Origin of the sequence: Acetobacter sp. AC2005, assembly GCF_037901235.1 — a bacterium.
Taxonomy (GTDB): Bacteria; Pseudomonadota; Alphaproteobacteria; order Acetobacterales; family Acetobacteraceae; genus Acetobacter; species Acetobacter oryzoeni.
In genome coordinates, this window is record NZ_CP149625.1 from 1,581,381 (window position 1) to 1,596,659 (window position 15,279).

11 protein-coding genes and 1 pseudogene are annotated in these 15,279 nt (G+C 42.6%); 3 read left to right on the plus strand and 9 right to left on the minus strand.

Annotation, left to right across the window (positions count from 1 at the left end; all coding sequences use genetic code 11):
* Window positions 1-120 precede the first annotated feature (120 nt).
* The 9 genes and pseudogenes from QQM41_RS07700 to QQM41_RS07740 form a co-directional block, all read right to left on the minus strand.
* Window positions 121-944, minus strand: a pseudogene (locus QQM41_RS07700) (transposase).
* Between the two features lie 527 nt (window positions 945-1,471).
* Complete coding sequence (locus tag QQM41_RS07705) at window positions 1,472-2,119, minus strand: ABC transporter ATP-binding protein (RefSeq protein ID WP_339076741.1); 648 nt, start codon at window positions 2,117-2,119, stop codon at window positions 1,472-1,474.
* A 16-nt stretch (window positions 2,120-2,135) separates the two neighbouring features.
* Complete coding sequence (locus tag QQM41_RS07710) at window positions 2,136-2,942, minus strand: ABC transporter permease (protein ID WP_339076742.1); 807 nt, start codon at window positions 2,940-2,942, stop codon at window positions 2,136-2,138.
* Window positions 2,939-4,111 (minus strand): capsule biosynthesis protein, encoded by a 1,173-nt coding sequence (locus QQM41_RS07715; RefSeq protein ID WP_339076743.1) that lies wholly within the window; start codon window positions 4,109-4,111, stop codon window positions 2,939-2,941. The genes QQM41_RS07710 and QQM41_RS07715 overlap by 4 nt, the downstream gene beginning before the upstream one ends.
* Before the next feature lie 79 nt (window positions 4,112-4,190).
* Window positions 4,191-5,516 (minus strand): polysaccharide biosynthesis/export family protein, encoded by a 1,326-nt coding sequence (locus tag QQM41_RS07720; protein ID WP_339076744.1) that lies wholly within the window; start codon window positions 5,514-5,516, stop codon window positions 4,191-4,193.
* A 335-nt stretch (window positions 5,517-5,851) separates the two neighbouring features.
* Window positions 5,852-7,168 (minus strand): glycosyltransferase family 1 protein, encoded by a 1,317-nt coding sequence (locus QQM41_RS07725; RefSeq protein ID WP_339076745.1) that lies wholly within the window; start codon window positions 7,166-7,168, stop codon window positions 5,852-5,854.
* 83 nt (window positions 7,169-7,251) lie between these two features.
* Window positions 7,252-8,487: a glycosyltransferase family 1 protein gene (locus QQM41_RS07730; RefSeq protein WP_339076746.1), complete on the minus strand. Its 1,236-nt coding sequence runs from the start codon at window positions 8,485-8,487 to the stop codon at window positions 7,252-7,254.
* A gap of 4 nt (window positions 8,488-8,491) precedes the next feature.
* On the minus strand, window positions 8,492-9,766 hold the full coding sequence (locus QQM41_RS07735) for a capsular biosynthesis protein (protein WP_339076747.1): 1,275 nt from the start codon (window positions 9,764-9,766) through the stop codon (window positions 8,492-8,494).
* Window positions 9,767-9,787: 21 nt separating this feature from the next.
* Window positions 9,788-11,533, minus strand: coding sequence for a hypothetical protein (locus QQM41_RS07740; RefSeq protein ID WP_339076748.1), 1,746 nt, complete (start codon window positions 11,531-11,533; stop codon window positions 9,788-9,790).
* Window positions 11,534-11,670: 137 nt separating this feature from the next.
* Here QQM41_RS07740 and QQM41_RS07745 point away from each other — a divergent pair, with 137 nt between their 5' ends.
* The 3 genes from QQM41_RS07745 (at window position 11,671) to QQM41_RS07750 (ending at window position 14,972) form a co-directional block, all read left to right on the plus strand.
* On the plus strand, window positions 11,671-13,095 hold the full coding sequence (locus tag QQM41_RS07745) for an LTA synthase family protein (RefSeq protein ID WP_339076749.1): 1,425 nt from the start codon (window positions 11,671-11,673) through the stop codon (window positions 13,093-13,095).
* A gap of 319 nt (window positions 13,096-13,414) precedes the next feature.
* Window positions 13,415-13,819 (plus strand): sterol desaturase family protein, encoded by a 405-nt coding sequence (locus QQM41_RS15720; protein ID WP_408874584.1) that lies wholly within the window; start codon window positions 13,415-13,417, stop codon window positions 13,817-13,819.
* Complete coding sequence (locus tag QQM41_RS07750; protein ID WP_339076750.1) at window positions 13,785-14,972, plus strand: glycosyltransferase family 1 protein; 1,188 nt, start codon at window positions 13,785-13,787, stop codon at window positions 14,970-14,972. Before QQM41_RS15720 ends, QQM41_RS07750 begins: the two co-directional genes overlap by 35 nt.
* Window positions 14,973-15,279: the final 307 nt, after the last annotated feature.

The following is a 15,279-nucleotide window of genomic DNA, read 5'->3' on the forward strand; positions in this document are numbered from 1 at the left end:
GAACCATTGATTGTTTTCCCTTGCGCCTTATTTCAGGTTTTTGGTGTGTTGATTTCTGGTTCCATGTCCTGATTTCGCCCTGCGTTTTGAGCAGAGAGAAGTTTCATGCTCTGGATATTGCTACGCAGTGGCGTTAATCCGCTTCAGGAAGAGGCGCATATTAAAGACGATATTGGCCAGCCCGATCCTCATACTGGCTCGAGCAATGCTTACGGTCCTAACGAACAATCCCGTCTGAGACTTCTGGTCAGCAAAGACATGCTCGACACGCGAGCGGATAACTGATTTTCCAGCATTCGATTTCTGGATATGCCGGAGCATCGGCTTGAGATGCGGCTTTTTTCTGTAAACCTTTGAGACAAAGCTCTGCTTCTCCATGAAGTCTTCAGTGTCCAGCGCGCATGCCTGTTCTTGTGGGGCCGCTTTGAGGGCTTGTCCTGCCAGTCCTGTTGCCCACAAATCCGCTTTCTCCGCATTTGTGTTCGTTGTTTGCGAGCAGCCACCAGTGTGGCATCCAAGATCTGGTCCGACATTAGCAGATAGCCAGCGTTCCGCAGGGTCGCATCAAAGCGATCAAACAGTGTTTCAATGACATCCGCCCGGGTCAGGCGTTCGCGAAACAGCAAGACCGTTTTTGCATCGGGCACACGGTCTGATAGACATCATCCCAAAAAACGCATGAAAGAGAGACGATCGTTAATCAAATACTCCGTCCGCTCGTCGAAGAGATTGTTCAGCATCTGGATGACCAAAATTTTGAACATCAGCACCGGATCAAACGCCGGACGCCCGCCTTTACGTCCGTCTGAATATGCCAGTACCTTGTCTAGGTCAGCGTGGAACACTTCAAAATCTACAGTCCGGGAAAACGCTTCGAGTTGGTCTCAAAGTCCACTCAATCGCGCAAGCCGCTCTTCAACATCAAAGAAACCAGTTTGCTTCATCTTCCATTCACTCCAATTAACTCAGAAGAAATGGAATCACAGGGAGTGTACCAAAGCCAGAGGGTTGTTCGAACCCTTCCTCTTTATAGGGAATGGAAAGCAATGCATATAATTAGCGATATAAACCTAGCCATTTCTTACGGTGGTTTCCGCTAAAGGGAATATTCTCATGGTTCTGAGGCTTTGTTTTCGTGAATTTCAGCATCCCATAGGGCAGTATTAAATATCTAACCAAAGGTTCGATCATAATCCCTTATAACAGACACTGACGTAGTAGCCAAATTTTTTAAAATCAGACATATGATCTGACAGATTCAGACAAGAAAAATCTATAGAGGATAAATAATTATCGTCGAGATATTTTGTTTATTGTTTAAATTTTCAACATTGCAAACATCACTGTCGTGTAAAGGCTGGGTGTTCGCTTTTCGCAATCCACAATTCGAAAGTGGTATATAAGTAGGTCGCTTAATTTTCTTCCTTTATAAACTTCACTCTGAAATAATGGGGTAGAATTTCAGGAAAAATTAAAATTTATGGTACATTTCTATGCCTTCATCAACACTCGGACATTCTATCATTTTTCCATCTTTTAACAGGCAGCATCGTGTGCAAGTTTCTTTTACAAAACCCATATTATGCGATACGATAATCATACTGCGATCAGCTTTTTTTTCAAACATTTCACGATTACATTTCTCTGCAAATCGTGCATCTCCAACCATAATGACTTCATCAATAAGATAACAATCAAAATCAATGACAAGAGATAGAGCGAAACCCAATCTTGCTCTCATACCTGAGGAATATGTTTTTACGGGCTCTAAAAGCTGGCTACCAAGTTCTGCAAAATCATCTACAAAAGCACGTGTCTCTTCATAATCTTTTTCATATATACGGCAAATGAATTTAAGATTATCTAAACCGCTCAGACTTCCTTGAAATGCACCAGTAAATGCTAACGGCCATGATATAGACATATCCTTTTCTATGCGACCGGAGGTTGCATATTCTACACCGCCAATAATGCGTAATATTGTAGATTTACCAGCACCATTTTGCCCTAAAATACCTAATTTTTCTCCCCGTTCGACTCTTAGGTTGATGCCTTTTAGAACTTTACGTGGTCCTGCACTTGTATGGAATGTCTTAGTAATATCTATACATTTTAGCATAACTCACCTGCATTTATTAGACAATTTCGATATGTTTTCTAATATTGGATGTTACCATAATACCAAGTAGGAGTAGTAGCAGGGTGGACCATGTATCATAAAAAAGATCATATTTTATACGAGCACCGATTCCAAACTGACCGGCACGTATTATTTCTGTATTGTTAGCCATGGGAGAAAGAAGAAGTATCCACTGATATTTTAAGGGAAGCCAGCTCACCATAACAAAAGCGCCGGAAAGTGGAATGGAGAGATAGCCAATTACTCCAATAATTTTTTCAAATAAATCTGATATTTCACTTAATGACGCGGCTAAAAGAGCAGTAGCGAAACTAAATACAGATTGGTAGAAATATCCCAAGAACAGAAGACCATAATCAGCAGGTGGTTTCATATACCCAAAAGCGATGGCGCCACAATGCAAAATAATACCAGCCATTATAGTGCCAATTATTTCCAAGAATGTTCTTGCGGTAATAATATCAAATGGTGTTACTTGTCTGTGGAATAAAAGACTTCCGTTAGCTTCATATGCTTTAATTGCACGGCCCAAACAGTGGCGCCACATTGTAAGAGGTAGGTATCCAGTTACTACAAGCGCCGTCATGGCCAATCCATGTTCACGAGCTGGACGTATTGCTGTCCATACAATGGTGACCCCAGCACAAAATAGAATTGGTTCACCTATAACCCAAAGGAAGCCAATATTTTCTCGTCCATAACGAGTATGAAGTTCACGTAGTATCAGCGCGTGGATAACTTTGTATTGTAAACAGAAGCATTTCCAGAGTGAAGCAGGCTTCCTATGTTTTATATTGGTCATGTTGTTTTATGTTCCCGAGCACCGGCGACCAGCAACCGACCCATAATATATAGTCCGTATGTTGCAGCAAAGAATACAGCCATAAAGACAGCAGTAGGCGGATATTCTGGATAATCAGGAGCATCAGGTTGCGTCACTTCTTCCAAGAATACCATCTGTCTGTCTGCTTGCGCTTTAGCGGCTTCAAGCGAGCCAACTTCTGATATTAAAACTTTTTCCAGCAATTGGCGTTGAATGGTTAGAGAATCAAATTCCGTTAATTTTGGAACTAAAGATTCTGCATTGCCCGTTAATTGAGCGCTTGCACGTTTAAGCTCTTGCTGAATAATGGCAATTTGATGGCGATATACAGCTATAGAAGGACTATCAGGGGTTGTTTTCAAGGTTTGATCTAACTGCATTTGTGTGGCAGTTTGCATTGCTTGCAAGGCATATTTATTACTGACAAGTGGAATTGATTGTTTTTCTGGATCAATTACAGCATTGGTGTTCCGAAATGTTGCTAGTTTAAGTTGAAGTTGTTGAAGTTGTTTTAAAGATTCATCGACTTCTTTTTGTGCCGCTCCGATAAGATTTTGCCGTTGTCTTGTGTTAATATCATTTATCAGGCTTTCAGATGCTGTTAGTAATGCCTTGGCAATACGTTGAGATTCTGCCGCATTAAAGGTACGAACACGCAAAACTGATAATGATGTATCAGCATCGATTTCTGCTTTGATATGTTTTTTATAATATCTATAAAAACTCTCTTTATCGTTTCTAGAATAGAAATTTGGATATCGCGCAATAAAGTCAGCATGGGGAGGATTAAATACCTTATCCAAATTATGCTTTTTTAGCAAAGTATTCATGGCATCGCGAGACATCATGTAATCTTGCACTGCATAGGTATTTTCGCTGGTAATGGTTTCACCACCGGCCTGCAACAACATGGAAAGCGGCGTACTTTGCGAGCGCTCACTTCTTACCATGAAATGAGCTTCTGAGATGTACTGTGGACTTGCAATACAAGATAAATATATAAAAAATAAGATATTAGGGAATATAACGAACAAGGCCAAAGCGGGCCTGTTTTTTATAAAGTTCACAAATAAGAACATAATGCGAGAAAAAGAGGAAGGTTGTGTTGGTGGAGCAATCGGTTCACGCTCTTCTACTTGATTTATCATACACGTCCTCTTGTTCATCAGGTATTGAATAAAATATGAGTGGCAATTAAATGCCACTCATTAATATGTCGTTTAATATTTATCGTGCCATGTATCCTGCAGTAATGCCAGGTTGAATAATAGTACTAATAAGGCCAAAAAGCTTATAGAACTCATTGGCTTTTGCATTCGAGAAATAAAGCATATCTTTGTCTTTCATGACAAAATGCTGCGCTAAGAAGTAGTTGCCAGGATTCATCATATCTATTTGGTAAACAATAGGCGTAACTGGGCTGCCGGGGCTGGTAGGTAATCCCAGTCTTTGCACAATATTGTTGTCTTCATAACGTAGAAGGAAAATACCATTAGGATCTGCTTTGCCATCAGCCGGACCGCCAACTCGTGCGATTGCTTCGGCCAAGGATAGTTCAGGCGCAGCAAATGGTTTTTCTGTTACGGTTCCTGCTGCACCAAATACTGTAAAGCTTCTCGGTTTATAAATTACTTCCACCCTATCGCCAGGTTGAATTTGAATATTTTGCGATGGGTCAGTTTCAGGAACGGACATCGGGACACGAACAACGTGGCCAGCACGTGTTAATTGAATAACAGAATCTTCTGACGCATGTGTCGAGCCTTGAGCTAAGGCAATAATATCAAGCAAACATTCTCTGTTCGGTGTTAAGACAATGCGCCCAGGTTTTTTGACATCTCCATAGATGATGGCAGAGTTCGTCAGGCTTTGAACCAGTCTGACCAACACTTGTGGAGCCTGAGATTTTTTTGTAAGCGCAGCTTTGATTTCTGCGGCCACAGTATCTGTGGTTTTTCCGATCACATACAGCTTGCCAACGTAAGGAACATCTATTGTACCGTGCCCACTTACTACCATGGGCGGCAGATTGCTAAGGGTGGCAGTGGTGCCGCTGCGAGTGGAGGAAGTATTGCTCATAAGGAGGCTGCTAGATGATCCAGATCCACCACCTGCTCCTGCAAGCGCCTCTGCCGTCGGAGAGTCGGCAACGTTACTGCCGCCGCCACTGAAAATAGCGCTGCCGAGTTCATACACAGAAATTTGAAGTATGTCGCCGGGCCCGATTTCATCATTGCTACCATGTTGAGAGGTAACTTCTTCTTCTAATGATGAAAGCGGGGTTGCATTCTCACTTGCTATTAATGTCAACAGATCCGCACTGATTTGTACAATACCAAATCCAAGATTATTTTTTTGAGGATCCTGTTGTGATTTCAGGACCTCCGATTCTGTGGGGCCACTATTGGGAAGAGAGCCGCAAGCAGCCAAAGAAACAAGGCACACCGCTAGTGTCATCAGGTCACGAGGGAAGAAACGATGTGGGTATTTTTTAGGTTTATTTGTGAGACTTAATTGGCGCACAATGTGTTCACCTAATGGCTGAGATGGCATAATGACGAATGGTCCCCTTCGTAACTCTGCTCATATGTCAAACATAACGGTGATTGACAAGAAAAAGTGGTTGCATCAAATTTCGATTGTAGAAATGCGCATCAAAATATTCTTTCAGAAGATATTTTAAGGAAATTTTTGGTCAGCGTTCATTGGAATAGAGAAAATTCATAAATTTAAAGCGCAAAATCCTAAAAAACACAAGTGCAATATATTCAATACATTGATTTCGTAAAGAAATAAATAATTTGCGCTCTGATCTAAATTATCGAAAGTCGACCAATCAGAAAGTGTATGTTCTGTGAGGAGGCTGTATAAAGTAATTTACAGCCAAACTAGACTGTTATTTTTTGCGTAGGTTTATATTTAACCATCATAGCGCAGTAAACTTCCTGTAATCTTTTTGTGTATTTTTCTTGAGAAAAAAGAGTAAATCGTTGCGCACCCTTTTTCTGAAGTTCCATATGCAATGCTTCGTTCTGATCAAGAGAATTTATGCCCTTTACAATGCTTGGAATACTATAGGGATCGACGATAAGTCCTCCTCCTTTTGCAACGTCAGATAGCCCACCTTCTGCGGAGGTAATTACAGGTGTGCCACACTTAAAAGCTTCCAAGACAGGCAGGCCAAACCCTTCTGCTATTGAGGGAAACAAAAGAGCATAGGCGTTACGCAATAGGGCAAAAAGCATCTGAGAAGGAAGGTAATCTATGTACAGGATGCGCCCAGTTTGGATGCCATGTTTTAAGAAGCGTAATTCATTCTCATTTTTCCATCCCATGGCCCCAACAATTACGAGCTTTTTGTTGGTAGATGAAGATAGGAATGCTTCTATAATACGGCCTATATTTTTTTTGGGTTCAAGAGATCCGAAAAACATGAAATAGGATAGTGGCGTGACACTAAATAATTTTTCTATATCTATATTCTCTTCTGGAGTCATTAAAGATAAATCTTGATCTACTGTCTGGTATGTATTGTATATATTGTTAGCAGATTTTGGGTAGAAAGAAATAATCTCATTTTTTGATGCATTTGATACAGTAACTATAGGGTCTCCGCTTAGAACAATTTTCTTTATAAGATTAAAATAATACGTTTTATTATCGAGTGTTGTTTGCGGTAGGTGCAAAGGCACAAGGTCATGTATTGTATATAAATTAATGGAATTTTTTACTCTGATTGGCAGTGGGTATGTCCAATGCATAATATCAGGAGGGGAAGGTAGCGTGATATGCGCAAATCTTCCTGTACGCTTATAATAAGAATGAGCTCTTTTGAAGAGATTTCTGAGATTATAAAGTTGATGATGAGGGGGAAGCCAATGACCCATTCCGCGTGTTTCAACATGGCCCGATAGCGGGATATTTATGGCTTTCCAATTAAAGGAATTAATGATTTTTTTTGTTTTATTGAGTATCGGATTGCCGGAACGTTCTGACTTTTGTTCATTCCCGCCGAGCGCATTGAAAAAAAGAACTTCCCGTAAAATCTCATTCTTACTGGCTGGAATATCCAAGCCATATAATAAACTAATATCATAGCCGGCTGCATAAAGCGTTTTTGCCAAGGAACGACCATATGTTGCAACACCCGTACCTTTTGGAAGAGCTAAATTGAAGCCATCAATACACACAGACAGGCGTTGCAAGAGATTTTACTCCTTACTGAAAATTTCATTCAGTTTTAAATACCGTGACAATTCTTTATTATACAATAGGGTGGTTATCACCATCAATGGTTTAGATTTATGGCATTTAAAAATTCCAATCCCAATTGAACTTGGGACGGCCAAGGGGAGACGGTGGCAGATGCTTCATAGGAAGTCCGATCTTTCCTTGTTTTGTTTTCTGCACATGAACCAAGATCTATGATTGCACGTGTCCAGGCGGGGCCATCCAGTGGATCCAAATAGATCGCTGCTGGTCCGACAACTTCTTTAAAAACAGATATATCTGAACACACAACCGGAGTTTGCACCGCCAAGGCTTCTAGTAAAGGCAGCCCAAACCCTTCTGTAAAAGAAGGAAATAATAGAGCGCGGGCATGACGTAGAAGGTGGATTACTTGTTGGTCGTTCAGGGCATTATATTCTTTTACATTATCTTGTAGGGCAGGGCAGCGTTCCAGCATATCCAGTATATTTTCGTTTTCCCAACCTCGTCGCCCAATAATAATTAATTCGGGCGTATCTTTTCCTAAAGAATGCGCCAGATTGCGCCAGATATTTAGAAGGAGAAGATGGTTTTTGCGTGGTTCAATTGTACCAATACAAACAAAATAAGGCTTGGATGGAATTGTAATATTTGGGTTTTGAACTGTTTTTTCTAAACCCCATATATGCAACCCATGTGCAATTGTCTGTATTGGAAGCTGCGCTGGCATAAAAGGCCGGAGAGACTGTTTTACGCTCTCGGTAGGAACAATCACGGCATCTGCCAACCGTGCCACCGTTTTGAGGCGTTGAAGGTGACGTTTGTCTTCCCCTGGGCGGCTGTACTCAGGGAATTCTATTGGAATGATATCATGAATCATAACCACTAGTCGGGCATTGGTTTGGCCGAGAAAGCGCTGGATAGCGTGTTCTTTCATCAAATGGTGATGTGAAAGAAGCAGATAAAAGGCAGAGCTTTTTTTGTGGGATTTGTGAGCGATGGCATGAGAGAAAGAAAGTGAGAAAAGTATTTTACGGGCCATCCATTTCAGGACGGTTGGTTTTACATTTTCTCCATTCCATAAAGCCGCAGTAAGAGACAGAAAACGAGAGGCTTCCGAATGATCGACTGGGCAGATGCCGCGTATAGGATGATATGCAACAAAAATGAGGGAATCCCCCCAATGTTTGTCAAGATATGCTGCGTATTCGTATTCTGTCCGATCTATCCCAGTTGGTACGCTATGGCCTGCACGTGAAAGCAGGCGTGAAATATCCATAAAGAGTGGAAAATTGGCAGATTGTGTGTGTGTCAATTTATTATTCCTCTAGATGAGAGGGTAGGAACACAACATCATCGTTTTCTGATCGGATATTCTGAATTCTTTTGAGTGCGCCGGAAACCAAGGAATCCAATCCTTCATCCGAGAAAAATCCACCTTCAATGAGGCAGCGGTTCACCAGCACAGTCATGAAGGCTTGGAGTGCAGCCGGATCAGGAGACCTAGGTGTAACCCAGAACGTATCAAGCGGTTGTTGGTCTGTAACGTGATCAACATTGTAAACAGCACGGCCAAGCACTTTTACCGGAACGTTATTGGCAAGTGCTAACGTGCCTGTTGTACTATTGATGGTGACAACCCCCTGCGCCTTGGCAACAATATGCGCAATATCACCATATTCCATGTAAATGACTCTATGGCTGATACCCAAGGTCTTGGCGAGATCATAAACAAGCTTGCACCAGTTTTTGACGCCATTATCGAGTGGGTGCTCTTTGATGACGAGGTACAAATTTTTGGGTGCGTGTTTGGCAAATGAAATCATGACCATACTGAGCGCGGGTGTCATGCCGGCAAAATCAGAATGGAGATGAATTTGAGAATCTGCATCCAATTGCAGCGGAAAGAGCATATACGGCGTACCGGTCTCTTCCAGCCATGCGAACAATTTTTGTGAACGCGGCAAGGCTTTTTTCTTCTTGGCCAATCGGCGTAGCCAGCTCATACCTTCATACCAAGCGCCCCAGGGGCGATAATCCTGCCAATGGCGAAAATGCCAGCGGGTCAGGATATCTGCGGCGTTATAGGCGACGGCTTCCAATGCGCGGCGCTTGAAAGAGGATGGAACGGTTTTGTGCGGTGGAAGAGGCGGAAAATGTCGTGCCTGTTCGATATACCATTGTGAGTTGCGGGGGAGGGTGGAATGTCCATTCACACCGTCTCTTTCCAGCGTAACCCAGTCTGGGCGAATATAGCCTTCCTCAAAAACATAAATGCGTATCTTCAGTTCCTGGCAGATTTTAATGGCAGTTCGGTGTAACGGCCGGCAATCTCCAAAAAGAATTATATCTGTAATGCGCAGTTTATCGAGCACATTTAGGAGGAAAACAGGCCATTCCGTATCTGTGCCGGTGAAGGAAATTCCATTTGGCAGTTGCCAGAAAAGGCAGTCACCGCCGTTAAAATTGATTTTCCAAACATCATGCTGTTTTTCGCGTAGAGCGGTTCCGATTTTTTCGAAAAAGGGCCCCATAAGGCCTTGCAGCAATAAAAAACGGCGACGCTGGGAATGATCTAAAGATTTATTATGCATTACAAGAAATCAAAAAACCGATCAAAAGGTAAGGCTACGACATAAAGCAGAAAATGTTTTATGCAAGGTAATTTGAACTTTCCTTAAGCGCATCCAATATGTTGGACGCCATACGTCAGGTTGTTCAAATCGGTCTAAAACTGTTTCCAATGTGCAGGGAAGATGTGTAACCGGATCCAGGTAGCGAGGATAAACCAGCAAGGTTCCTGCTACAAGCTCAGTTAAGCTGAGTGTGCGATGACGCCTGGCAGGTATCAGCCCCTTGTCCTGCGTTAACCCCCAGCCCGCATAAAATGGTGTGCCATAAGTGGTAACGGGGATGTTTCGGATGAGTGCTTCAAACCCTGCAAGGGAGGTGAGTGTATGCACTTCGTCAATCTGATTGAGAATCTCAGTGATAGTGCCATCCCGATTGATTTCATCTGCAAAAGAAAGGATATCCTTGTCGGAAAGAGCGCCTTTACGATAACCACCTTCGACATCGGGGTGGGGGCGGTAGATGATATATGCTTCTGGCCGAGCTTTTCTAACCGCTTTGAGCAAGGAAAGATTATCCTGAATGTCTCCCCCGCCTCGTAAAACCGAGAGATCATCAGCAACTTGACCCGGCACCAGAATTTTCAGTTGGTGTTTGAGCGAAGGGAAGGCTGTAAATGTTGTATTTGCGCGTGCGTATTTTGAAATGCCACGCATTCGTAAACGTTCAATAACGGCACGGGTTCTGACGAGAAGAGATTCACTGAATTGGTATGTTGCAAGAATCTGTTCCAGATCACTGGTTTCTGCCGGGTCGTAATATATACCGCGTGTATCCAGAAAAATAGAAGCAGGAGGTTGCAAGGCGCTGCCAAGTCCTATGGAGCGTATAAAACCGTCTTCTACCAGAACAAGATGTATGTTGGCGAGGCTGAGAACTTCTTGAATGCCAGATGGTAGTCGTGTTGCCCAGATAGCAACTTTCAATTTCCCGGAGGCAAAGCAGGCTTTAATCGCTTGCGTAGGAGAAATAAAAAAGCGCGGCTTACCTGGGGCCATTGCAAGGAACGCACCGATTTGATGACGTTTCCAGAGCGACATCCCCATACATGCCCCGATCTCACGGTTGGCAAGGAGAATACGTTTCCACAATGCAAGAAGTTCAACGGTGTGCAGGCAGCTCACTTCCTGTCGCGTGAATGGGCTGAAATAGCACGTTTCATGGCAAATAATGGAGAGAGCTTCAGAAGAAGAAAGCTCCTTGCTGGAACTGGCCTGGCTATTCCAGAGCGTAACCAGTTTGCCGTGAAGTGCCGCCAGTAAACAGATATCAAGTTGGAAAGTCTGTGGTGTGATGGCAACAACTTCTTGCACCGTTTCCATAAGGAAGTGAGGGTCCTGTTTGCCAGCTACAGCACAAGAAAGATGAAGTTTTTTTGCCAGTTTTTTTGTGTGGCAGGTCAGTTCTGGAACAAGTAATAAAATATCTGTCTGTCGGAAATTTTGTTTAAGATGATGGAGGGCTTTTTGCGCAGTTGAAAACTCATATTGTGCAGGTAAGGCTAATATGGCGCGAAAACAGCGTGCAAGAGGCTTTTCCCAGAATGTGCCACCCACTTTATGTGTTAGAATAGCCTCCCGGATTTCTTCAGTTGTCTCTTTGGAAATGGAAGATGTGGTCGAAGCAGCAGGGCGTGCTTCGGCAATGCAAGGCATTGTTGATTTGAAAGGTGGAGGCGCTAAGAAAAAATGTTTTTTATTTTCTATCTCCTTTTTTCTTAGGGGAATCACTGGAGGCCTCTTTATTAACAAATAGTATATAGAAATTTGAATAGTTTGCCTTTTTTCGAGCATGGATTATAAACTGCTTGCTTAGCGATAGGCAAGACAGAGCGTAAAATTTAAGAAATTTGCAGTTGGGCATGTGAGTGGTGATATTTGAATTTCTTGTAGGGGGTTTGATAGCTTTTATCGTCACTTTACCGGCTCTTTTTCTTCCCGTGGCGGGGAAAAAGCAGAACTATCAGCTATTTCCTCTATTTTGTTTTCATTTAATTAATATCTCAGCATTATATGCGTTGCTGATTTTTATGTTTGGCTCCGTATCATTGGGGTGCGCTGTAAGTGTCATTTTATTTTATATATTTTCTGTGATTTCGTGCATTAAATACGATATATTGCAAGAACCAATTTATTTTTCAGATATTATTTCTTTGGGAACATTGGTAAAAAACCCTAAGTTTTTCATCTTTTCTATTCCATTCATTGGTTGGCTTGTACTGATAGTTATTGCTTTATGTATCCCCACTTCTTTATGGTATTGTTTTTCCATTAATGTAGATTTGCGTATATATGCATTGGTTCTGATTTGTTTTTCGTATTTGGGTTATAAAACTTTTTTTATACGTTACCGTATTACTGAACCTGACTGGCAGCGTGACGTCGGTCGGTTTGGTGTGCTGGGGATGTTGATTGCTTATTGGAAGTGCTGGAAAGAGCAGGCACCTCCAGTTCCTCTGTCTGTAAAGGGCGGAAAGGCGAAAGCAGATATTGTATTGGTTGTGCAGTGTGAGTCTTTTGCCAGCCCATCCATTTTTTGTGATCCCAAGGCGCGGAATATTGCATTGCCCTTTTTCAAGCGGGCGGAACATCAGGCCGTGGCGCGGGGTAGCCTTCTTGTTAGTGGATTTGGCGCTTATACCATGCGAACAGAATATGGTGTGCTCTTTGGACGGACTGAAGCTGAATTGGGTTTTTGCTGCTATGATCCGTTCCTTACGGCTCAAAGAGATCAAACCTATGCACTGCCCTACCAATTAAAAGCTGCAGGGTATCATACTGTTTTCATGCACCCGCACAGTCTGGAATTTTACGGGCGTGGTCAATTGATGCCTGAAATCGGATTTGATGTCGTTGATGACTGTGCTGCCCTGCAGAGCGCACCGCGTGCGGAGACGTATATAAGTGATACCACATTAGCTGATGAAATTATTGAACGGCTTGAAACCGCCACGTCTCCGCTTTTCCTATATGCAGTGACGATGGAAAATCATGCCCCATGGCCAGGAGCGCCATCAGAAGCCCTTGGGCATTATTTGCGGCATTTGCAAAATAGCGATGCTATGTTGGGCCAGCTTATGAAGTGGTTTGAGGGGCAGAATAAGTCTGCTTTACTAGTGTTTTTTGGAGACCATCGCCCCTCTATACGAGGGATTGCATATCAGAATAAAAAACGTTCCACTCCCTATGTTGCGGTCAGTTTTCCGATAAAATCAAAGGAGCCTATTGTAAGTGATCTTACGCCAGCGAAATTACATCATTTGATTAGAGATTTTTCAGTTGAATTCGTTTAAGTTGAATTCTTGAATATGGAAACAAAAAGTGGAAATCTATAATAAGAAGGAAAATTCTATGGCGTTTCATGCCTGTTTCTGGAATTTTTCCACAAAACATCTAAGAGTATAAATTTTGGAGCATAAGCGATTAAAGATATTTCGCTCTCATTGGCTTGAATGTTTAACATACATGCCAATAAAGGTCTTTATTGGCCTTTGGAGTATTGTATTGAGTGTGTACATATACACGCTTGTTTTATCGCGCCCGGTGCCATTACTGTACCTGATTGTTGGCAGTGTAACGGGGTTGGTTGTCTGGGTTTTCTTTGAATATGTCATGCATCGTTTTCTATTTCATTTACGGTTACGTTCCCGTCTGGGTCAATCTTTTCTCTTTATCATGCATGGCAATCACCATGTGTCCCCGCGTGACCGTTACCGTAATCTGATGCCTGCTGTTGTGAGTGTACCATTGGCCATTGGCCTGTATTATTTATACTGTACAATTATGGGCCCTTTGTTTGGGCGTCCATTTTTTTTGGGTTTCTTGTGTGGTTATGTGTTGTACGATGGTTGGCATTATGCCACGCATCAATACTGTTTCTCGAACAGAATATTGAAATCCGTTCAGCGGCATCATTTACAGCATCATTATTATGATCCAGATAGAAATTATGGTGTAACGTGCCCGTGGATGGATAGAATATTTGGCACAATCTGCAAAATCACACGCAAACGTTGAATTGAGCAGTTATATGCAACCAGTCGTGGCTATCGGTGCCCGTAATGTTGGTGCTGAAGGAGGAACGGGTGTTTCCACATACGCATCGACTTTGCGTGAGGCGCTGCAACATAATGGAGCGCAGGTTGGCATTGCGGGCGGCATGGATTGGCAGCAGGCTCCCCATGCGTTGAGAAATAAGTTTCTCCGGTTTGTTTTGGCCTTAAAGGCACATCAGAAATTTACGTTTTCTCAATCTGAATATTCATGGAATGTCAGTGATTTTTTCCGAAAAATTCAGGTCCATTTTTCAACATTTAACCGCATAACAGCCGTCAGTTCTGGGTATACCCCCAATATTATGCATTGGAGTTACCCATTCCCAGCATATTGGGAAAATATTCCCAATATCTATACGGTTCATGATCTCATACCTTTACTACACCCTGATTTAACAGGTATTCAATCGGAACGCATGCAGCGGATACTCAAGCAATGTATGCAACGTGCCACAGCCATTGTTACAGTTTCAGAAGCTGTAAGGCAGGATATAGCTGTATGTTTTCCTGAATATATTCATAAAGTTGTAGTTCTGGGGCAAGCTGTTTCTCTTCCGTCTGGCAACGGTAAGATATCTGCTTTTCATGAAGGAAAAGAACATTTTTTGTATTTTGGTTCTATTGAAAAGCGTAAAAATATTTACCGCCTTATTCAGGCCCATGGTCAAAGTGGCACGCATTGTCCCTTGCTGCTGATAGGAAATGATGGATTTGGGGCGCGCGAGGAACTTGCAGCTATAGCAATGCATCCCAAGCCGGATCTTGTGCGACATATTCCGTGGTGCTCCAGGGAACATTTGCTAACACTTATTCAGAATGCCCGAGCCGTATTGTTTCCATCTCTAGCAGAGGGCTTTGGGTTGCCTATTGTAGAAAGTATGGCGCTTGGCACGCCTGTCATGACCAGTAATGGTCATGCAACTCAAGAGGTTGCCGAAAATGCGGCCCTGCTGGTTGATCCCTATAATGTTTCAGAAATGGCAGATGCTATTTCTTTGTTGGATCAGAGTGCTTGTTTACGGCAGGAACTGACATCTGCGGGTTTAATGCGTGCGCAAGATTTTTCGATGGAGCATTATATGAGCCGCATAGCGAGCTTGTACAAGAAGTTGTAGAACGAAGTGGTTTATTTTGGATAGGGGTCTGGCATACCCCTGTGCATGTCAAAGCGTGAAGACGCAGGTAAATCACTTGCCGTGACGCTTGGATTTGATGTTGTCTGAACAGAGGCCGGCGGAGGTAAAATGGCTGGAATAGGCTTTCTGGCGCACCCAGTGAATATTGCAGTTAATGCTGCAAGTGATAGAATTTTTACGTACAATTTTTTATCCTTAAAAATGAGCTGAAGCCGGGAACTTAAATAATGTGTTTTACACATACGGGCAAAAATTTTTGCAGTTTCGGCACCAGAAAATAACGGTA